Consider the following 20644-nt stretch of genomic DNA (forward strand, 5'->3'; position numbering starts at 1 on the left):
GAGGTAGGTATTCAGTCGCCAAAGGCCGTTTGGTCAACCTTGTGGCATTTGCTGCATAATTCCGGAATTGTCCTGTTAGCCGTTGAAATTCGGGGGTGCGTTTTTCATCGAGCTGGCTTGTGTCGATTGTTCTTTACCGACAACACTTGGAATCACTTCCAAAGACTTGACCACCAGTTCCTTCATTGATCTCTCCATTCGCTGCGCTAGGGCGCATAAATTGGAGACTTTAAGTTTGTTCTAAGGTTCGACGGCAGATGATGCAATCGGATGAGTCGCTTCGGAGTTTCTGATGACGCGTAAACTTATCATGCTACTTCTGTTACGAACGACAGGAGAAAACCCTGCTCAGCGACCTGTGGCCCTCCTGGAAAATCCCGATGAAATTGACACGGTCGAGCAGGGTCCGCATTGCGCCAGGTGCTGGCGACTCTCAAGCCATCAAAGAAGCCAGGGCGGGGCCGCGACCCACGCATTTGATGAGTTCTAACCCACCAACCGTAGCGGCCAGCCACGCGATAGCTCCTCGGGTTAAGCATTGGGCGATAACGTACGACTCGGTCACCGAAATCCCTACCGATCTTGCGTTGCGCGCCGATAATTGACCACCGTCGGCCTCAGTGTATTTTGATCATTGTAATCAATGGGATATCGGAGCTGAGAAAAGATGTCTGATGATTTCGCAAAGTTGACCACGAAAGTCTGACGTTTTGCGAAAAAAGCTCGGGTGACAAATCCTGTAAGTATCTGTTTTCCAGAGAGCCTGACGGGAACGAGAGTCTGACGGGCGTCACGGGCAGTGCCGATAAGACAATGGTGGCGCGCACGCAAGTGGGCGTGTTTTGCGGGGCTGCCACGGCCGGAGATTTTTCCGTGTCCGGGACGTCGGTGACATCGCTATCCGCAGACGAAGGGTATCGCCGGCTAGTGCTGCATTACGCGCTGCTGGGCAAGGCGGCGGGTGGGGTCGACGGATTCATCATCGGCTCCGAATTGCGCGGAATGACGCAATTGCGCGATGGGGCGGGCGCGTTTCCATTTGTCGAAAAGTTGATTGATCTTGCGGCCGATGTCCGGGCCACGCTTGGGGCCGCTACCAAGCTGACCTACGCGGCGGACTGGAGCGAATATTTCGGCTACCACCCAGCCGATGGCTCTGGCGATGTGCTTTACAATCTCGACCCGCTCTGGGCCTCGGCCGATATCGATGCGGTCGGGATCGACAACTACATGCCGCTGTCCGACTGGCGCGATGGTGATCTGTCGCTCGGCAATCCCGACGGTTTCGGCCTTGCGGAAGATGCCGAGGCGATGCGGGGGATGATCGCCGCCGGCGAGGGGTATGACTGGTACTATGCCAGCATGGAGGATCGCCGCGACCGTATCCGCACGCCGATTACCGACGGTCTGGCCGGGAAGCCCTGGGTCTATCGGTTCAAGGATATAGCCAGCTGGTGGGGGCAGACGCATCGCAACCGGATCGGCGGTGTCGAACAGGCGGTGCCGACGGCCTGGGTTGCGGGCGCCAAGCCCGTCTGGTTTACCGAACTGGGTTGCCCGGCGATTGACAAAGGTGCGAACCAGCCGAATGTCTTTACCGATCCGAAATCGTCGGAAACTGCGGTTCCATACTTTTCGAACGGCGCGCGTAGCGATGCCATGCAACGCCGGTTTCTGCAGGTGCAGCACCGGTTCTGGCAGGAGCCGGGTGCGCCCGTATGCGTTGATCCGGGTCATATGTTCGTCTGGACCTGGGACGCGCGGCCGATGCCGGCTTTCCCGGAGAATACGGCACTTTGGTCGGACGGCGCCAATTGGCAGACAGGGCACTGGGTGAACGGCCGGCTGGGCTCGGCGACTGCGGCCGACGTGATCGCGGCGGTGCTCGCTGACCACGGGTTTGAGGGCGGTGATGTCAGCTGCGTCAGCGGTGATCTCGGCGGTTACGTGCAGTCGGAGCAGGCATCCGCGCGCGATGTGCTGGAGCCGCTGATGGCAGCGCTGCAGATCGATGCGATCGAGGACGGCGGGACGTTGCGGTTCCGGTCGCGGATGAAGCAGGCGTCGCAGCCGAAGGTCATTCCGGTGCTGGCGGATCTCGACGGACAAGCGCTGTTTGAGGAGACGCGGGGCCACGACAGCGAGTTTGGTAGCGAGGCCATCCTCGACCGGTTCGATCCGGAAAAGGCCTATGAGCGGACGACGGCGCGCTCACGTCGCGTATCACCCGCCAATGACCGTGTGCTGCGGTTTTCGCTGCCGGGGGTGATACATGACGGTGCGGCGGCAAGCGCTGTCGAGGATGCGCTGCGCGATCATCAGGTGTCGCGGCGTACTGTGCGTTTTTCGCTATCACCGGCGGCACTGGCCTTCGAGCCGGGCGATGTCGTCTCTTTCGATGACGGACCGGCAGGTAGTTTTATCATCACCCGGATCGAGGATGGCGCGGCGCGCGCGGTCGAGGCACGGGCATTCGTGCCGTCAAGTGGCGGTGGTCCGGTTCCACCGTCAAAACCGATCGATCGGCCGCGCACCCCATCCGACGGGTTCTCGCCGGTCGTGCATCTGATAGACCTGCCGCAATACCAGGCGGGCGATGCCAGCCTGTTTGCGCGGGCGGCCGTCTTTGCCCGGCCGTGGCGGGCGGTGACGCTGTCGTCATCGGCGACGACGGAAGGCTATCAGGCGCGGGTGCGGCTCGGGCAGCCAGCGCAGACGGGTATTTTGACGGATCCGCTCGGTGCCGGTGTTGCCGGCCGGTTCGATGGCGCGCGCACATTGACGCTGGATCTGCATTTCGGCGGACTGTCTTCGGCAGGCCGTCTTTCCGTCCTCAACGGGCAGAACCGCATGGCCATCCTTGCTGCAAACGGCGTTTGGGAAATCATCGGTTTCCAAAGCGCGGAGGAAGTCTCTGCCGGGCGCTGGCGGCTGGCGAAATTGTTGCGCGGACTGCATGGGACGTCCGATGCGATGCTGGCGGGGAGTGCTGCGGGTGCTGCGATCGTGGTGCTCAACGCGGCGGTCAGGCCGCTTGGGTTAAGCCCGGACGAGGCTGGGCGGATGATCAATTGGATCGCCGAACCGGGCGGGCAGGTTGCTGCACCGAGTGGCCCCTTTGCCTTTGCGGGTGGATTGAGGGCGGAAAGGCCGGTTGCACCGGTGCATCTGCGGGGCCGGCGTCTTGAAGGTGGCGGTATCCGAATCACCTGGACCCGCTGCGCCCGCCGCGATGCAGACCACTGGCTGGACGGTGATATCGCGCTGGATGAGCCTCAGGAACGATATCGTATCGACATTCTCGACGGGACAAGCATCAAGCGGTCCGTCGATGTGTCCGAGCCAGCTCTGCATTATGCGGCCGGGTTCGAAATCGAGGATTTCGGCGTGCCGCAGGCGGCCTTGTCGGTTCGTGTCCGGCAGCGCGGCCACAAGGTTGCCTTCGGAGTGCCGGCGCAGGCGTTGCTCAGCCTTTAGAACGTCAATTTTCCATTCAAACCGAACGCACATCAAGCAAACCGGACGAGGAGCGTCAAATGAACGATTTGAAGACCTGGTACATGTCGAAAACCGTCTGGGGCGGTGTGGTGGCAATCCTGGCATCCTGCGCCAATCTGCTGGGACTGGAGATCGCGCATGAGGACGAAAGTGGCATTGTGGATGGACTGACCGCGCTGGCTGCTGCCATAGGTGGACTGATCGCCGTCTGGGGCCGGATTTCTGCTCGAGCGCGATTACGCTAGACATTGCGCAAAACTGGCCGCTTTCGGGACATTCATTTGCCATTCAGACTGTATCGTCTATTAAAACTGCAACGATGCTTCCCAGGTCGCCAATATCGTTTTCAATCCGAAAGTGCGTTCATGTCCTCACCCTTGATCATAGCAACGCTTGCAGCGGGTCTTTCCGGATTCGCGCCGCCGGCGATTGATGTGCCATCGATGGTGGTCTCGGTGGACGGCGATTGTGGTCAGGCGGCTGCCGAAGTGGTGGCTGAGACCGGTGGTGAACTGCTGTCGGCGCAGCCGACCAGCGACGGCAAATGCGTCGTCACCGTGCTGATCCCCGGCAATGGCGGCCGCCCGAAAAAGGTAACGATGCGGGTACCGATGTAGCCGCAGGATACCTGCCTTCAGAATGTTCTCCAAACGGATGAAATAAGGTAAGCAGTAGATCTCGTGCTGCAACGCGACGGCAGACCTTCGGGAGATGACGGCGCGCAAGGAAAGAAAGTCTGTTCATGCGCATTCTGGTGGTCGAAGACGACGTCAACCTCAACCGTCAGCTGACGGACACCCTGAAGGAAGCCGGATATGTCGTCGACCAGGCCTTCGATGGCGAGGAAGGCCATTATCTCGGCGAGGGCGAACCGTATGATGCCGTCATCCTCGATATCGGCCTGCCGGAAATGGACGGCATTACCGTGCTTGAAAAGTGGCGCGGTGCTGGAAAGGTGATGCCGGTGCTGATACTCACCGCACGCGACCGCTGGAGCGACAAGGTCGCAGGCATTGATGCCGGCGCCGACGATTATGTCACCAAGCCATTCCATGTCGAAGAAGTGCTGGCCCGTATCCGGGCGCTGATCCGGCGGGCGGCCGGTCATGCCAGCTCCGAGATCGTATGCGGCCCGGTGCGGCTGGATACCAAGGGCTCCAAGGCGCTGGTCAACGGCGTGGCGCTGAAACTGACATCCCATGAGTTCCGGCTATTGTCCTATCTGATGCACCACATGGGGCAGGTGGTATCGCGCACGGAACTGGTCGAGCATATGTACGATCAGGACTTCGACCGCGATTCCAACACGATCGAGGTTTTCGTCGGCCGCCTGCGCAAGAAGATCGGCAATGACCTGATCGAAACCGTGCGCGGCCTCGGCTACCGCATGCAGGCACCCGGCATGGCCAGCAAGGAAGTGAAATCCTGAGCGGGATCGCCATCATCAACCGGAAACGCCGGGCATCCACACACGAAGGACAAGGCCTGACGGTGTTGTCCGGCCAAACCATTCGGCGACACCCATGATGCTGCGCCCGCAATCACTGACCGCACGCGTTCTTCTGGTGTCCACCATCTGGGCGGTGGCGGCGCTGGTGGTGATCGGCGTGGTGATCTCGACGCTCTACCGGCAAGGTTCGGAGCGCGGCTTTCAGGACCTTTTGCGCGCGCAGCTCTACAACGTCATCAACTCGATCGTCGTCAACGACAAGTCGGTGCTGGCCGGCAGTCCGCAGCTGGGCGACCTGCGCTTTTCCCAACCGCAGACAGGCTGGTACTGGATCGTTGAGCCGATCGGCGAATTCAACACGCCGCCGCTGATTTCGACCTCGCTCGGCTCGGGCAAGCTGCCGATTGCCAGCGTTGATGAAGTCCCCTTCGATATTCGCTACGAGCGGTTTTACACCACCGTCGATTCCTTCAACAATGAAGTCGAGGTGGCCGAGACCGAAGTCGTTCTGGACATTCAGGGGCATACGGCCCGTTTCCGGGTTGCGGGCAACCGCGATGTGCTTGAAGCCGACATCAACGACTTCAATCGCAATCTCTACCTGGCGCTGGCTATCTTCGGTTTCGGCGGCCTTGGCATGAATGCGTTGGCCATTCTCTTCGGGCTCCGGCCACTCGACCAGGCACGGCGGTCGCTGGAAAAGATCCGGGGTGGCGAGAGCGAGCGGTTGGACGGCGAGTTTCCGCGCGAAATCCAGCCCTTGGCGAGCGAAGTCAACGCCCTGATCGACAGCAACCGGCGCATTATCGAGCGTGCCCGCATGCAGGTCGGAAATCTCGCCCATTCGCTGAAGACACCGCTTGCCGTTTTGATCAACGAAGCGAGGGTGCTTGAGCCGCCGCACGGCGATCTAGTCAAGGCGCAGGCGGATGCGATGCAAATGCAGGTGCAGTCCTATCTCAACCGGGCGCGGATTGCCGCGCAGCGGGAATCGGTTTTGGCGCGGACAGAGGTCGAACCGGTCCTTGAACGGCTGGTGCGCGTCATGCGCAGGCTGCACCCGGAAAAGACGTTTCTGCTGACGGTCTCGCCGCCCGGCCTTATCCTGGCAATGGAGCAGCAGGATGTCGAGGAAACGGTCGGCAACCTGTTGGATAACGCCGCGCGCTATGCCAATGATCAGGTTCATATTCTCGCACAGATTGCGCCCGAGGGCGTGCAGGGTAAGGATCCGGGGCGGCGCAACTGGATTGCCATCGAGGTGGATGATGATGGGCCCGGTCTGGAGCCGGAGCAGATTGGCATTGCCATCAAGCGCGGCAAGAGGCTGGACGAAAGCAAGCCGGGCACCGGCCTGGGATTGTCGATCGTCAGTGAGATTGCCGGGGAATATCAGGGCACTCTCGGGCTGTCGCGCGGCGAACGCGGCGGGCTGAAAGCATTGATCGTGCTGCCGGCTGTGTCATGATGAGACGTGTTTTGAGCCTTCGCGTGACTTTTTTGACAGGATTGCGGGCAAAATTCCGCAATGCAACAGGTTTAACCGCTGTGATGTTGCCTGCTCATGCGGGGAATGTAAAAAGATAGTGAGCCATGAATCGGCCTGAAGCCGAGCCATGATCTGCCGATGCACCGGAAACCGTAAGAGCTGTCCGATACGATGAAAAACCAGGCCCGTTTCCCGACCCTTCTTTCCGCTTCACCGGCCGCGTGCGTGATCGCCTTGTCGCTGTTGATCGCCGGCTGCGGTACGAGTTCGCGCGACGCCGGTAAAATCGGTGGTGGCATCACCTCGAACACATCGGCTTCCTATATCGCAGCCCTTGGCGGCGGTGTGATCGGACGTCAAACCGGGCTTTCGATCAGCAAGGCCGACCGTCAGCGAGCGCTGGAAGCCGAATACCGTGCCCTCGAAGGATCGCGCGGCGGACAGCCGGTGGTTTGGCAGGGATCGGGCATCGGCGGCTCCGTCGTTGCCGCCGCACCGTATCAGGTCGGCTCGCAGAACTGCCGCCAATACAGCCATACGGTGACGGTCAAGGGGCAGGACACTGTTGCACGCGGCGCCGCTTGCCGGAACGCCGACGGCACGTGGACGCCGCTGGGCTGATCTCAGCATTTGTCAGTTGCGGCGAAACGCCTCAAATTTCCGTCATCTCCCGTTTTCCGATTGGAATGGCAGGCTTCGCATAGTAATTGAGCGCACATGCTGTTCTGGATCCTAGTTGCCATTCTGACGGCGGCCGTCGCCGCTGTTCTGCTGCTCCCGCTGCTGCGCGCCGCCGCAACCGCTGAGGCCCCGCAATCCCATGACGTCGAGGTTTATCGCGATCAGCTGGAAGAGCTGAAGCGCGACGAAAAGAACGGCCTGATTTCTGGCGATGACGCGAATTTCGCGCGCGCCGAGGTCGCCCGCCGCCTGCTGGCCGCGACCGACGCCGTGAAGGCTGCAGAACCTGTTCAGCCGGCAAAGCGCAGCAACCGGCTGGCACAGCTTGCCGTTATTCTGATTCTGCCCGCCGTCGGGCTCTGTCTGTACTTGCGAACCGGCAATCCGGACGTACCGGATGCGCCGCTGGCCGCTCGCCTGGCCAATCCCGGCGACGATATGAATATCCTGATCGCACGGGCCGAACAGCAACTGGTGGCCAAACCTGAAGACGGTGCCGGATGGGACGTGCTGGCACCGATCTACTATCGCAGCGGCAGGGTCGAAGAAGCCGCAGTGGCCTTCCGCAACGCATTGCGCATACTTGGAGACACCCCTGTGCGGCTGGGCGGCTATGCCGAAAGCCTGATCGCGCTGTCCGGCGGGCTGGTGACGAACGAGGCACGGGACGCGCTGCAGAAATTGCTGGCAATCGTACCCGGCGATCCGCGTGCGCAATTCTACCTGGCTCTTGCCTTGAAGCAGGAAGGCAAGACGCCGGAAGCGCTCGCAGCCTTCGAGCAGATCGTCAGCACGTCGCCGGCCGACGCTCCGTGGTTGCCGCTGGTCAACGAACATATTGCCAGCCTCAAGGGCGATACCCCGGCAGCAGCGCAACAGGCTGCGACACCGTTGGGCAACCCGACCGGTGACGATATCGCGGCGGCCAAGGACATGACCGCTGGCGATCGCACGGCGATGATCGAGGGCATGGTCGGCAGTCTCGCTGAAAAACTGAAGACAGACCCGAAGAATTTCGAGGGATGGATGCGGATCATCCGCTCCTATTCCGTGCTCGGCCAGAAGGACAAGGCAGCCGATGCCCTGAAACAGGGACTTGCCGTCTTTCCGGCTGAAGGTAGCGAAGGCAAGCAATTGCTGGCGCTGGCAGGCGAGCTTGGGCTGAAGGCCGGCGGAGGCGTAGAATGACCCGCAAACAGAAGCGCCTTGTGATCATTGGCGGCGGTGTGACGTTCATCGCTGCAGCGGTGCTTTTGGTGATGGTCGCGTTCAGTCAGGCGATTGCCTATTTTTATGTGCCCGGTGATCTCGCCAAGGCCGACCTTGCCCCGGGAACCCGGATCCGGCTGGGTGGCCTGGTCGAAAATGGCTCGCTTAAGCGTGGCGACGGCATGACCATCACTTTCAGCGTTACCGACACGCTGGACAAGGTGCCGGTGACCTATACCGGAATTCTGCCGGACCTCTTTCGCGAGGGCCAGGGCGTTGTCGCCGAAGGCAGTTTCAAGCAGGGGAGCCCGGTTTTCGTTGCCGATACCGTGCTTGCCAAGCATGACGAGACCTACATGCCCAAGGACGTCGCGGACCGGTTGAAGGCGCAGGGCGTCAATCTCGGCGGCAAGGAAAATATCCAATGATCATCGAGCTTGGCCACTATGCGCTGGTTCTGGCGCTTGCCACATCGCTGCTGCAGGCGGTGTTGCCGATTATCGGCGCGCTGCGCAACGACCATGCATTGATGGAGATCGGCACGGTCGCGGCCAAGGCCACGTTCCTGCTGATGGCTCTGTCGTTTTCGGCTCTGACCTACGCCCATGTGACATCCGATTTCTCCGTCCAGAATGTCTGGGAGAATTCGCATTCGCAGATCCCGCTGATCTACAAGTTTTCCGGCGTCTGGGGCAATCACGAAGGCTCGATGCTGCTGTGGGTGCTGATCCTGACGTTTTTCTCGGCGCTGGTCGCGGTGTTCGGCAACAACCTGCCGGAAACGCTGAAAGCCAATGTGCTGGCAGTCCAGGCCTGGATCGCCGTATCGTTCACGCTGTTCATCCTTCTGACGTCCAATCCCTTCAACCGGTTGCTGAATGCTCCGGGCGAGGGAAAGGACCTCAACCCGATACTGCAGGATATCGGCCTCGCCATCCATCCGCCGCTGCTCTATCTCGGGTATGTCGGTTTTTCGGTCTGTTTCTCGTTTGCCATCGCTGCTCTGATCGAAGGCCGCATCGATGCCGCCTGGGCCCGCTGGGTGCGGCCGTGGACGCTGGCCGCATGGACCTGTCTGACGGCGGGCATCTCGATGGGCTCCTACTGGGCCTATTACGAACTCGGCTGGGGCGGCTGGTGGTTTTGGGACCCAGTCGAAAATGCATCCTTCATTCCGTGGCTGGCTGGCACCGCGCTGTTACATTCGGCGCTGGTGATGGAGAAGCGCGAGGCGCTAAAAATCTGGACCGTGCTTCTGGCGATCATGACATTCTCGATGTCGCTGCTCGGCACCTTCCTCGTTCGCTCTGGCGTTCTGACATCGGTTCACGCCTTTGCCACCGACCCTGAGCGCGGCGTCTTCATTCTGGTCATCCTCATCCTGTTTATTGGCGGCGCACTATCGTTGTTTGCTTTCCGTGCAGCGCATCTGAAAGCGGGCGGACTGTTTGCACCGATTTCGCGTGAGGGCGCACTGGTCCTCAACAATCTGATCCTGACGACAGCTGCTGCGACCGTTTTGATTGGCACGCTTTATCCGCTGGCGCTGGAAGCGGTGACCGGTGCGAAAATCTCCGTCGGTCCGCCTTTCTTCAATATGACATTCGGATTGCTGATGCTGCCGCTGATGCTGGCGGTGCCGTTCGGTCCGCTCTTGGCCTGGAAACGAGGCGATCTGCTCGGCGCCGGGCAACGCCTGTTTGCCGCAGTGGCGTTCGGTTTGGTTGTCGGCAGCGTCATCTACTACGCGCAGAACGGCGGCCCGATCATGGCCCTGTTGGGTATTGCACTTGGCGCCTACATGATTGCCGGTTCGCTGACGGAGATTTTCCTGCGATCGGGCCTTGGCAAGGTGACAGGTGCTGTCGCCTTGCGGCGTGTGTCCGGGCTGCCGCGATCGGTTTTCGGCACGGCTCTGGCGCATATCGGGCTTGGCATAACGCTGATCGGCATTGTTGCGGTCACGGCATTCGAAACGGAACACATCGTCGAGATGAAGCCGGGGATGACGACGGACGCTGGCGGTTATACGCTGCGTTTCGACGGACTGCGCAATGGCAACGGGCCAAATTATAGCGAAGAGTCCGGGCACTTCACCATCAGCCAGGGCGGTATCGAACTGGCCGAGGTCTGGTCGTCGAAGCGGTTCTACACGGCGCGGCAGATGCCGACCACCGAGGCTGGTATCCGGACGTTCGGCTTGAGCCAGCTCTACGTTTCGCTTGGCGATGACATGAAAGACGGCGGCGTCGTCGTCAGGATCTGGTGGAAGCCGATGATCCTCTGCATCTGGCTGGGTACGGTGTTCATGATGGCTGGCGGTGCGGTTTCGCTGAGCGACAGACGTTTGAGGGTCGGTGCGCCGGCACGCGCCAAAAAACAGAAAAAACCGGTTCTGGAGCCCGCGCAATGATCCGCCGGTTGCTCGTCATTGCCTTCCTGATGTTATCGGCGTGGCCGGTCTTTGCCGTCAATCCCGACGAGGTGCTGGCCGACCCGGCGCTGGAAGCACGGGCGCGCGGCCTGTCGGCGCAACTGCGCTGCATGGTCTGCCAGAACCAGTCGATTGACGATTCGAATGCCGAACTTGCCAAGGACCTGCGGCTTCTGGTGCGTGAGCGGATCACCAATGGCGATAGCGACGAAGCGGTCATTACCTATGTCGTTTCGCGCTACGGCGAGTTCGTGCTGCTCAATCCCCGTTTCGAGACAAAGACGCTGCTGCTGTGGGGCGCGCCGGTGGTGCTGCTTCTGGCCGGAGCTGTAGCAATGTTTGTTGCTGGCAGGCGCAGGACCGGCAAGGTGACGGGAACGGCACTGTCTGCGGACGAGCAGGCGCGGCTGGATGCCGTCCTGAAGGATTGATTTCCTTCATTTTTAAGCACGCGGCGGCTCTTTCAGCTATCTCCGCTTTTTTTCGGGTATGTTTTCCGCTCGAGGGGCGTCCCGTTTATTTCCCAACATTACCAAAAGTTCATTTTCCGGACACAAGTCAGTAAGGTGCGTTCGTCTATTTCTTTCTCATCGGCTGTTCCTCCAGTCAGCCAAATGCAAATAAAGAGAAAAGGCAAACCGGATGTTTCAAACAAACGCACTGCGTCCCTCCCTCAAGACAGTCTTGAAGACAACGACCGTTGCTGGTTTGGCGGCCGTCATGCTGTCGACCGGCATCCCCGCCACCATCACCCAGTCCTTTGCCGCCGCCGTCAAGATCGAGGCGCCGCAGGTTCCAAGTTTTGCTGATGTTGTCGATGCGGTTTCTCCGGCTGTGGTGTCCGTGCGCGTACAGTCGCGTGCCAATCCTGTTTCCGATGACGCCGGTAGCGGCAACGGCTTCAGCTTCGATTTCGGCGGCCGTGGTCTGGACGAACTCCCTGACGATCACCCGTTGAAGCGCTTCTTCAAGGAATTCGGTGGCCCGAACGGTGACAAGCGCGCCGAACGTGACCATGGACCGCGCGACGGCAAGCCGGGCCGCCTGCGTCCGACCTCGCAGGGGTCAGGCTTCTTCATCTCCGAAGATGGCTACCTCGTTACCAACAATCACGTCGTTTCTGACGGCTCCGCCTTTACCGTCATTCTCAGCGACGGCACGGAACTGGACGCCAAGCTGATCGGTAAGGACAGCCGGACCGACCTCGCTGTGCTAAAGGTTGATGACAAGCGCAAGTTTGCCTATGTCGGTTTCGCCGATGACAGCAAGGTGCGGGTTGGTGACTGGGTCGTTGCTGTCGGCAACCCATTCGGTCTCGGCGGTACAGTGACCGCGGGCATCATTTCGGCGCGTGGCCGCGACATCGGCTCCGGCCCCTATGACGACTACCTGCAGGTTGACGCGGCAGTGAACCGTGGCAACTCGGGTGGTCCGACGTTCAACCTCAATGGCGAAGTCGTCGGTATCAACACCGCCATCTTCTCGCCATCGGGCGGCAATGTCGGTATCGCGTTTGCCATTCCGGCTTCCGTTGCCAAGGATGTCGTCGGCGATCTGATGAAGGACGGACAGGTCTCCCGTGGTTGGCTCGGTGTACAGATCCAACCGGTCGACAAGGATGTCGCTGAATCGCTCGGCCTGGCCGAAGCAAGCGGCGCGCTTGTTATCGAGCCACAGGCCGGTTCTCCAGGCGAAAAGGCCGGTATCAAGAAGGGTGACGTGATCACCGCCGTCAATGGCGACACGATCAAGGGTCCGCGCGAGCTGGCTCGCAAGATCGCCCTGATGCGCCCGGGTACCAGTGTCGATGTTGCCTTGTGGCGTGATGGCAAGGCCGAGAGCGTCAAGCTCGAAGTCGGAACCCTGCCTGCCGATACCAAGGACGCCTCTGCCAGCACTGAGCAGCAGCAGGAAGAACCGCAGCCGTCGAGCGAAAAGGCATTGGCCGATCTCGGCGTCACCGTGACGCCGTCCGAGGACGGCAAGGGCGTGACGATCTCCTCGGTCGATCCGGACTCCGACGCCAGCGATCGTGGTCTGAAGGAAGGCCAGAAGATCGTCTCGGTCAACAACCAGGAGGTCAAGTCGGCTGACGACATCCTCAAGGTGATAGAAGCTGCCAAGAAGGACGGACGCACCAAGGCGCTGTTCCAGATTGAGGCCGACAACGCAAGCCGCTTCGTGGCGCTGCCCATCAGCCAGGGCTGACGAGGGCTGACGCAGCTCCAGCTGCCGGGCGCCGCGGACCTTCACCAGGGTTTCGCGGCGTCTGGCGTTTCAGGGCACGGCTTACCTGCGCAACCGGGCAGGCAAGTGTGAATTCCCAAGGGCAATACCGGTTGTGGAAGAGACGGGTCAGGGACTATGGTCACGCGTATGAAGATTCTGATTATCGAAGATGACCTCGAAGCGGCCGCCTATCTGGCAAAGGCCTTTCGCGAGGCTGGTATCGTCTCTGACCATGCCAGCGACGGCGAGAGCGGTTTGTTCATGGCCAGCGAGAACAGCTATGACGTGCTGGTCATCGACCGCATGCTGCCGCGACGCGACGGGCTGTCGGTGATCTCGGAACTGCGCCGCAAGGGTGTCCACACCCCGGTCCTCATTCTTTCCGCACTCGGCCAGGTCGACGACCGGGTCACTGGATTGCGTGCCGGTGGCGACGATTATCTGCCCAAACCCTACGCTTTCAACGAGCTTCTCGCCCGTGTCGAGGTTCTGGGCCGCCGCAAGGGGGCTCCTGAACAGGACATGGTCTATCGTGTCGGCGATCTGGAACTTGACCGGCTGTCGCATACCGTGCGCAGGCAAGGCCGCGAGCTGTTGCTGCAGCCACGCGAATTCCGGCTGCTGGAATATCTGATGAAGAATGCGGGACAGGTGGTGACGCGCACCATGCTTCTGGAAAATGTCTGGGATTACCATTTCGATCCGCAGACCAATGTCATCGACGTGCATGTGTCGCGGCTGCGCGCCAAGATCGAAAAGGATTTCGATCAGCCTTTGCTGCGCACCGTGCGCGGCGCCGGCTACATGATCAAGGAAGATGGACGCACGGACGCATGACCAGGCTGCGCGTCCTCTTCCGCACCACCGCCGTTCGCCTGTCAGCGCTTTACCTCCTGCTCTTTTCGCTCTGCGCCGCCTTTCTGGTGTTCTACGTTACCGCCATGTCGCAGCGGCTGCTGGAGCAGCAGACACGGGATGCTGTGACGGCGGAAGTATCGCAGATCGAACAGATCTACAGCCGTGGAGGGGTAAACAGTCTTTTGAAGACGCTGGAGCGCCGCGCGCGTCAGCCGGGCGCCAATCTCTACGTCATTGCCGGGCCGACCGGCGAAATTCTCGCAGGCAATGTCGCCTCGCTGCAGCCGGGCCTTTTGGACAAGGAAGGCTGGACCGGCGAGTCTTTCCGTTATCAGCGTTATACCGACGAAAGCCGCAAGGAAGAGCATGTGGCACTGGCGCATGTGCTGGTGCTGGATAACGGCCTGCGCATCCTCGTTGGCCGCGATCTGCAGGAGCCCGAAAAATTTCGGGTCTTGGTCCGCCAGGCCCTTATGGTCGCGCTTGGCATCATGGGCATTGGCGCGTTGATCATCTGGTTTGCGATCGGCCGCAATGCGCTGAAGCGGATCGACCGGATGTCGGACGCCAGTACGCGGATCATGGCCGGTGACCTCTCGCAGCGATTGCCGATGAGCGGGTCCGGCGACGAATTCGACCGGCTGTCGGAATCGCTCAATGCCATGCTTGGGCGGATCGAAAAACTGAACGAAGGCTTGCGGCAGGTCTCCGACAACATCGCGCACGACTTGAAAACGCCGCTGACGCGGCTGCGCAACAAGGCCGAGGCGGCTCTGGCGCACAAGGCGACCAATTCAGGCTACCGCGCCTCGCTGGAAGAGATCATCGGCGAATCCGACCAGCTGATCCGCACGTTCAATGCGCTTTTGATGATCTCCCGTGTCGAGGCCGGTGCGGCGGCCGCTGAGATGAGCGATGTCAACCTTTCCCAAAGCGTGGCCGACTGCGTCGAACTCTATGAGCCGGTGGCCGACGAGCAGGCGTTGAAACTGGAGGCCGATGTGCCTGCCGATATTCATGTTTCCGGCAATAGGGAACTGATCGGGCAGGCACTCGGCAATCTGATCGACAATGCCATCAAATATTCCGACGGCGCCGCAAATCCGCTGATCAAGGTCAGCCTCGTTAGACGGGAAGACGCATTCGTCCTGTCCGTGGCGGATCATGGCCCCGGCGTGCCCGCCAATAAGCGGGAGGACGTGGTGGAGCGTTTCGTGCGGCTGGACGAAAGCCGCAGCAAGCCGGGAACAGGGCTTGGCCTTTCGCTTGTCGAGGCGGTGATGGAGATGCATCAGGGTTCCCTCGAACTGAGCGATACGGTTCCAGACGTTGAAAACAATCATGGTTTGACTGCCAGCATGGTTTTCCCGGTGCGCGCCGGCTGATAGGCATAGGTCAGCCGAAATCGGGAGCGGCTGGGAGAGACCAATATGCAAGTGGATACGCGGCAGTTATCGGATATCGGCATATGCACGCTGCGGCCGATGAGCCAGACGGACGCCAAGTCCGTACTCTCCAGCCTCAGGGATATTGCAAAAAGCCAGCCGGACATTGCCGATCTGCTGGCCGGGGAAACGCCACTCAAGGATTTTGTCGTCGCGGCGTTGTCACTTTCGCCTTATCTGCGCGACACGGCTGTTTCCCATCCGCCGGTGCTCGTACAGGCTCTTGGCAAACCTCTGATCCCCTACCTGCAAGCCTGCGTCGAGAGAGCCCGTGACGCGTGGAAAAGCGCTGATGCCGGCAAGCCGCTCACCGATGCCGAGATCATGACGCGCCTGCGCCAGGCCAAGCGCGATATCGCCTTTGCGATTGCACTCGCCGATCTCTCGCGTCTTTTCGATGCGCGTGAGACAACGCGATGGCTGAGTGATTTCGCCGGTGCTGCAGTGTCCGCCTCTATCGACCACCTGTTGTTGAGCGCGCATGACGCAGGCAAGCTGAATGTCGTCGATGTCACGCATCCGAGCGACCGGTCCGGCGTCGTCGTTCTCGGCATGGGCAAGCTCGGCGCTTTCGAGCTGAACTACTCTTCTGATATCGATCTGGTGGTGTTCTACGAACCGCACGCTCCGCTGATCACGATCCCGGATGACGCGCCGGAGACGTTTGCCCGGCTGTTGCGCCGGTTGATCCGCATCCTGCAGGAGCGCAGCGGTGACGGTTATGTCTTTCGCACAGACCTGCGTCTGCGCCCCGATCCGGGTGCCACGCCGCTCGCCATCCCGGTCGAGGCGGCGATGCTTTATTATGAGGGGCGAGGGCAGAACTGGGAGAGGGCAGCGTTCATCAAGGCGCGCCCGGTAGCGGGGGATATCAAGGCCGGGGAGGCTTTCCTGCGGGAGCTCACCCCCTTCATGTTCCGCAAATATCTCGACTATGCGGCGATTGCCGATATCCATTCGATCAAGCGGCAGATCCATGCGCACAAGGGACATGGCGAGATCGCGGTCAAAGGTCACAATATCAAGCTCGGCCGTGGCGGCATCCGCGAGATCGAATTTTTTGTCCAGACGCAGCAGTTGATTGCGGGTGGACGAATGCAGGAACTGCGACTGCGCGCCACCGAGCCGATGCTCCACGGCCTGGCACGGGCCAACTGGATCGATCCGGAAACGGCCGAGGAGCTGGTGTCCGCCTACTGGTTCCTGCGCGATGTCGAGCACCGGGTGCAGATGGTGCGCGATGAGCAGACGCATGTTCTGCCAACCACCGACGCCGAACTGAAGCGCATCGCCTACATGATGGGTTTTGCCGATGTTCCGGCGTTTTCCCTGGAATTGTCGCGCGTGCTGAAGACGGTGGAACGGCGTTATGCCCAACTGTTCGAGCAGGAAGCGAAGCTTTCGACCGAGACTGGAAATCTGGTCTTTACCGGGCAGGCAGATGACCCGGATACGCTGGAAACGCTCAGGAAGCTTGGGTTTGACCGGCCGCAGGACATTTCCCGAACCATCCGCACCTGGCATTATGGCCGCTACCGGGCGACGCAATCGGTGGAGGCCCGCGAGCGCTTGACGGAGCTGACGCCGGAACTCCTGCGCGTGTTCGGCCAGAACAAGCGGGCCGATGACGCCCTGTTGCGCTTCGACCATTTCATCGCGGGCCTGCCGTCGGGCATCCAGCTGTTCTCGCTGCTTGGAAACAACCCCGGCCTGCTGTCGCTGATCGTCAACATCATGTCATCCGCCCCTCGGCTCGCCGATATCATCGCCAGCAAGCCGCATGTGTTCGACGGCATGCTCGATCCCCGGCTTCTCGCCGAATTGCCGACAAGGGACTATCTGGCGGAGCGGATCAAAGGCTTTCTGGCTACGGCACGGCACTATGAGGACATTCTTGACCGGCTGCGGATCACCGCTTCGGAGCAGCGGTTCCTGATCGGGATCAGACTGTTGACCGGCGTCATCACCGGTGTGCAGGCGGGACATGCCTTTACCGATCTGGCCGACCTGATCATCACCGCCGCTTTGAACGCGGTGCTGCACGAAGTCGAGACGGCGCATGGCAAATTTCCGGACGGCCGCGTCGCGGTTATCGGCATGGGCAAGCTGGGCAGCCATGAGCTGACTGCCGGATCCGATGTCGATATCATCCTGCTCTATGACTATGATGACGAGGGGAGCGAATCCGATGGCGCCAAGCCGCTCGATTCCATCCGCTATTTCACCCGTGTCACGCAGCGGCTGATTGCGGCACTTTCGGCGCCAACGGCTGAAGGCGTGCTCTACGAGGTCGACATGCGGTTGCGTCCCTCCGGTAACAAGGGGCCCGTCGCCACCCGGATCAATGCCTTTGCCAAGTATCAGCGCGAGGAAGCCTGGACCTGGGAGCACATGGCGCTGACGCGCGCCCGCGCGCTCTGTGGTGAGGAAAGCCTGATCGCGGAGGTCGACACAATTTTCCGCGAAGTCCTTGGCCAGAGCCGCGACCTTCCAAAGGTCACGGCCGATGTCGCCGAGATGCGCGGACTGATCGACAAGGAAAAGCCACCGAGCGACGTCTGGGATTTCAAGCTCATTCCCGGTGGGCTGGTCGATATCGAATTCATTGCGCAATATCTTGCCCTGATCGCACCGGCGCGCGGTGTCGCCGCTCCACCGAGCGGCACCTCGACGGTGGATGTCCTGCGGCTGCTAGGACCGGCTTTGATTGCCCCGGCCGACCTCGATACCGTGCAGGAGGCGCTGACACTGTTCACCGACCTCTCGCAGATCGTGCGGTTGTGCATTGAGGGTGATCTGGAGCTGAAGGATGCGCCGGCCGGACTGGTCGAGCTTTTATGCCGGGCCGGAGATGCGCCGGATATCAAGGTTCTTGAGGCTGATATCCGGCGTCTGTCGAAGGCTGTGCGCCGGATATTCCAAGCGACCGTCAAACCCTGATCGGGGTGTTGGGCATTGGCCAAATTTACCTCGGCCCCTAAACTATGCGTGGCGACGTATCGGGTATGCGCAGGGAAATGATCGTGCCGATATTTTCCTGGGAGTGGATCTTCATCGCGCCGCCATGCAGGTTGGTCAGCGACCGGGAGATGGCGAGCCCGAGGCCGGAGCCGCCCTTGCTCTTGGCATACTGGCTCTGCACCTGTTCGAAAGGCTGACCGATCTTTTCCAGTGCAAGGCGTGGGATGCCGATACCGGTATCGGCGATGGTCAGCGTCACGGCACCGGCGACCTTGCGGGCACGCAGCGAAATCCTGCCACCCTCATTGGTGAATTTGACGGCGTTCGAGAGTAGGTTGAGCAGGACCTGCTTCATGGCGCGGCGGTCTGCCGTGATCGTTAAGCCGGATGAGATCTGCTGATCGACGCAGATGTTCTTCTGCTGTGCTGGAATGGTTGTGAAGCGCAGTGTTTCCATGATCAGCGGCGCGAGATCGATGGTCTCGCGGTTCAGCTTCATCTGGCCGGCCTCGATCTTCGACATGTCGAGGATGTCGTTGATAACGTTGAGCAGATGTTTGCCGCTGTCATGGATGTCGTGCGAATATTCGTCGTATTTTTCTGAACCCAGTGGCCCGAACATCTGGTTCTGCAGGATTTCCGAGAAGCCGAGAATGGCGTTCAGCGGGGTCCGCAACTCGTGTGACATGTTGGCGAGGAATTCGGATTTGGCCCGGTTGGCCGCTTCCGCGCGTTCCTTCTCAGCCTGGTAATTGGAGTTGGCGACGGAGAGTTCCGATTTCTGGCGCTCCAGAGTGATGCGCGAGGTCGAAAGATCGCCGATGGTTGCCATCAGACGGCGCTCGGATTCACGCAGGCGCACCTGATGCCGCTTCAGCAAAGTGATGTCGGTACCCACGGACACCAGGCCGCCGTCGCGGGTCCGCCGGTCGTTGATCTGCAGCCAGCGCTGATCCGAAAGTTGCACCTCTGATGTCTGTGACTGATTGGACCGGTCGGGGTCGGCAATGCGCCGTTCGATGATCGGGCGGGCGGCGGCAGAGTTGACCACGGAGCGTTCTGTGCCGGCAACCAGAACCCGGTCGGGCAGCTTGTAGGCCTGCTGATAGTGGGTGTTGCACATCACCAGCCGGTCATTCTTGTCCCAAAGCACAAAGGCCTCTGACGTGCATTCGATGGCGTCTGCCAGCCGCTGGTCGGCTTCGGCATAGCGCTGGGCAAGACGGTGCTGCTCGGTGACATCCATGGCGATGCCGATCAGGTGCACACGGCCGGAGGCGGTACGGATAACCTGGGCACGCGCCCTCATCCAGACATAATGGCCATCGGCGTGGCGCATGCGGAAGATCTGGTCGATCTGGCGGGCGTCACCCTTGGCAATCGTGCGGGCGACCTTGTAGATGCTGCCGTCATCCGGGTGCATCAGCCGTGCAGCGTCGCCAAATGACAGCACGTTGCTCTGCGGCGGCATGCCAAGCATCTCGTACATCGACCGCGACCAGAAAAGGCGGCGGTTGGGCATGTCGAAATCCCAAAGGCCGCAGCGTCCGCGCGACAAGGCGGTTTCGACGCGCAGGTTGGATTCCGCAAAAATCTGGTCGGCGTCACGGGCGCGCTTGGCCTGGATGTAATAGGCATAGAGCACCACAAGCAGGATCGCCGAGATGCCGGCAAAAAGCGTGACGTTCAGCGATACCTCGTCGCGCCAGAGTTTTTCGATCCGCGACAGCGGGGTGGCAACGAGCAAAGTTCCCGCTCCGCCCGGAACCTGCATCAACGCCACGATGTGTTCGGTACCGCCGATGAAGGTCTTCATCACGGTCGATCGTTCGCCAAAATACTGGAAGGCCGCAACTTCCGGCGCCACGGCGTTGAGTGTGCGGCCCGTATAGGCCGCGCCATCCGGGGAGCTTGCAAAAATCCGGCCGTCGTTGCGTACTGTCAGGACGAACGCACCGGGCTCAAGCGCATCGGGAGAAAGGAATGCGTTCAGCCGCTGCTCGACATCCCATTTCTGTGCCTTGTCGAACAGGGCCACGCCGTTTTCCTGAAGCGCTGCACTCGCGGTCGCTGCAGCAAGGACGGTGACCTGGCGCGAACTGGCCTCCATGCGGGCATATTCGACCATGATGCCGCTGATGCGGGAAATGGCAACGACGAGAAGAAATGCGGTGATCAGGATCGGGATCGAGCGCTTGAGCAACGGCTCCGCACCCGCAAGACGGCGCACTGCCGGCTCGGTAAAAATCCGTGCGTGCTGGATAACGTCCCGTTCCAGCCTCGAAAAGCCTGGAAATCTGGGACGCAACCGCTCACCGGCTGCGCGTCCCCGCTGCGCTTCCGCCATCTTCGTCAAATCTGAAAACCCTCATGTGATTCGGTGCGCCGCT

General features: G+C 60.7%; 15 protein-coding genes. 14 read left to right on the plus strand and 1 reads right to left on the minus strand.

Annotation, left to right across the window (positions count from 1 at the left end; translation table 11 throughout):
• Positions 1-780: 780 nt before the first annotated feature.
• The 14 genes from ACQY8Q_RS19070 to ACQY8Q_RS19135 all read left to right on the plus strand — a co-directional run bounded on the left by ACQY8Q_RS19070 (position 781) and on the right by ACQY8Q_RS19135 (position 18233).
• Positions 781-3477 carry a baseplate multidomain protein megatron gene (locus ACQY8Q_RS19070; protein ID WP_428429819.1) on the plus strand — a complete coding sequence of 899 codons (2697 nt, stop codon included), beginning with the start codon at positions 781-783 and terminating at the stop codon, positions 3475-3477.
• A gap of 59 nt (positions 3478-3536) precedes the next feature.
• Positions 3537-3743, plus strand: a complete 207-nt coding sequence (locus tag ACQY8Q_RS19075; RefSeq protein ID WP_428428008.1) for a hypothetical protein — start codon at positions 3537-3539, stop codon at positions 3741-3743.
• 120 nt (positions 3744-3863) lie between these two features.
• On the plus strand, positions 3864-4115 hold the full coding sequence (locus tag ACQY8Q_RS19080) for a hypothetical protein (protein WP_113246112.1): 252 nt from the start codon (positions 3864-3866) through the stop codon (positions 4113-4115).
• Positions 4116-4240: 125 nt separating this feature from the next.
• Complete coding sequence (locus tag ACQY8Q_RS19085) at positions 4241-4927, plus strand: response regulator transcription factor (RefSeq protein ID WP_113246111.1); 687 nt, start codon at positions 4241-4243, stop codon at positions 4925-4927.
• Between the two features lie 100 nt (positions 4928-5027).
• Positions 5028-6416, plus strand: coding sequence for an ATP-binding protein (locus ACQY8Q_RS19090; protein ID WP_428429820.1), 1389 nt, complete (start codon positions 5028-5030; stop codon positions 6414-6416).
• 192 nt (positions 6417-6608) lie between these two features.
• Positions 6609-7058, plus strand: coding sequence for a hypothetical protein (locus tag ACQY8Q_RS19095; protein ID WP_428428009.1), 450 nt, complete (start codon positions 6609-6611; stop codon positions 7056-7058).
• A gap of 96 nt (positions 7059-7154) precedes the next feature.
• The gene (gene ccmI / locus ACQY8Q_RS19100) at positions 7155-8306 is read left to right on the plus strand and encodes a c-type cytochrome biogenesis protein CcmI (RefSeq protein WP_428428010.1); all 1152 of its coding nucleotides are present in this window, start codon (positions 7155-7157) and stop codon (positions 8304-8306) included.
• A complete protein-coding gene (gene ccmE / locus ACQY8Q_RS19105; RefSeq protein WP_428428011.1) occupies positions 8303-8755 on the plus strand; it encodes a cytochrome c maturation protein CcmE in 453 nt (150 codons plus the stop codon). The genes ccmI and ccmE overlap by 4 nt, the downstream gene beginning before the upstream one ends.
• Positions 8752-10740: a heme lyase CcmF/NrfE family subunit gene (locus ACQY8Q_RS19110; RefSeq protein WP_428428012.1), complete on the plus strand. Its 1989-nt coding sequence runs from the start codon at positions 8752-8754 to the stop codon at positions 10738-10740. The genes ccmE and ACQY8Q_RS19110 overlap by 4 nt, the downstream gene beginning before the upstream one ends.
• Positions 10737-11192 carry a cytochrome c-type biogenesis protein gene (locus tag ACQY8Q_RS19115; RefSeq protein ID WP_428428013.1) on the plus strand — a complete coding sequence of 152 codons (456 nt, stop codon included), beginning with the start codon at positions 10737-10739 and terminating at the stop codon, positions 11190-11192. The genes ACQY8Q_RS19110 and ACQY8Q_RS19115 overlap by 4 nt, the downstream gene beginning before the upstream one ends.
• A gap of 211 nt (positions 11193-11403) precedes the next feature.
• Positions 11404-12969 carry a Do family serine endopeptidase gene (locus ACQY8Q_RS19120; RefSeq protein ID WP_428428014.1) on the plus strand — a complete coding sequence of 522 codons (1566 nt, stop codon included), beginning with the start codon at positions 11404-11406 and terminating at the stop codon, positions 12967-12969.
• A gap of 156 nt (positions 12970-13125) precedes the next feature.
• Positions 13126-13827: a response regulator transcription factor gene (locus ACQY8Q_RS19125; RefSeq protein WP_060503644.1), complete on the plus strand. Its 702-nt coding sequence runs from the start codon at positions 13126-13128 to the stop codon at positions 13825-13827.
• The gene (locus ACQY8Q_RS19130; RefSeq protein WP_428428015.1) at positions 13824-15233 is read left to right on the plus strand and encodes a sensor histidine kinase; all 1410 of its coding nucleotides are present in this window, start codon (positions 13824-13826) and stop codon (positions 15231-15233) included. Before ACQY8Q_RS19125 ends, ACQY8Q_RS19130 begins: the two co-directional genes overlap by 4 nt.
• 45 nt (positions 15234-15278) lie before the next feature.
• Positions 15279-18233: a bifunctional [glutamine synthetase] adenylyltransferase/[glutamine synthetase]-adenylyl-L-tyrosine phosphorylase gene (locus ACQY8Q_RS19135; protein WP_428428016.1), complete on the plus strand. Its 2955-nt coding sequence runs from the start codon at positions 15279-15281 to the stop codon at positions 18231-18233.
• Positions 18234-18270: 37 nt separating this feature from the next.
• Here ACQY8Q_RS19135 and ACQY8Q_RS19140 read toward each other — a convergent pair whose 3' ends face one another.
• Entirely contained in the window at positions 18271-20610 is a 2340-nt protein-coding gene (locus ACQY8Q_RS19140) for an ATP-binding protein (protein ID WP_428428017.1), read from the minus strand.
• Between the last annotated feature and the right edge of the window lie 34 nt (positions 20611-20644).

The sequence above is a fragment of the Pararhizobium sp. genome (genome assembly GCF_965279435.1).
Lineage (GTDB): Bacteria > Pseudomonadota > Alphaproteobacteria > Rhizobiales > Rhizobiaceae > Pararhizobium.

Coding starts and splice junctions, on each gene's coding strand:
- ACQY8Q_RS19115 (WP_428428013.1), top strand. CDS start 10,737: ATGATCCGCCGGTTGCTCGTCATTGCCTTCCTGATGTTATCGGCGTGG.
- ACQY8Q_RS19120 (WP_428428014.1), top strand. CDS start 11,404: ATGTTTCAAACAAACGCACTGCGTCCCTCCCTCAAGACAGTCTTGAAG.
- ACQY8Q_RS19130 (WP_428428015.1), top strand. CDS start 13,824: ATGACCAGGCTGCGCGTCCTCTTCCGCACCACCGCCGTTCGCCTGTCA.
- ccmE (WP_428428011.1), top strand. CDS start 8,303: ATGACCCGCAAACAGAAGCGCCTTGTGATCATTGGCGGCGGTGTGACG.
- ACQY8Q_RS19095 (WP_428428009.1), top strand. CDS start 6,609: ATGAAAAACCAGGCCCGTTTCCCGACCCTTCTTTCCGCTTCACCGGCC.
- ACQY8Q_RS19125 (WP_060503644.1), top strand. CDS start 13,126: ATGGTCACGCGTATGAAGATTCTGATTATCGAAGATGACCTCGAAGCG.
- ccmI (WP_428428010.1), top strand. CDS start 7,155: ATGCTGTTCTGGATCCTAGTTGCCATTCTGACGGCGGCCGTCGCCGCT.
- ACQY8Q_RS19080 (WP_113246112.1), top strand. CDS start 3,864: ATGTCCTCACCCTTGATCATAGCAACGCTTGCAGCGGGTCTTTCCGGA.
- ACQY8Q_RS19085 (WP_113246111.1), top strand. CDS start 4,241: ATGCGCATTCTGGTGGTCGAAGACGACGTCAACCTCAACCGTCAGCTG.
- ACQY8Q_RS19075 (WP_428428008.1), top strand. CDS start 3,537: ATGAACGATTTGAAGACCTGGTACATGTCGAAAACCGTCTGGGGCGGT.
- ACQY8Q_RS19110 (WP_428428012.1), top strand. CDS start 8,752: ATGATCATCGAGCTTGGCCACTATGCGCTGGTTCTGGCGCTTGCCACA.
- ACQY8Q_RS19135 (WP_428428016.1), top strand. CDS start 15,279: ATGCAAGTGGATACGCGGCAGTTATCGGATATCGGCATATGCACGCTG.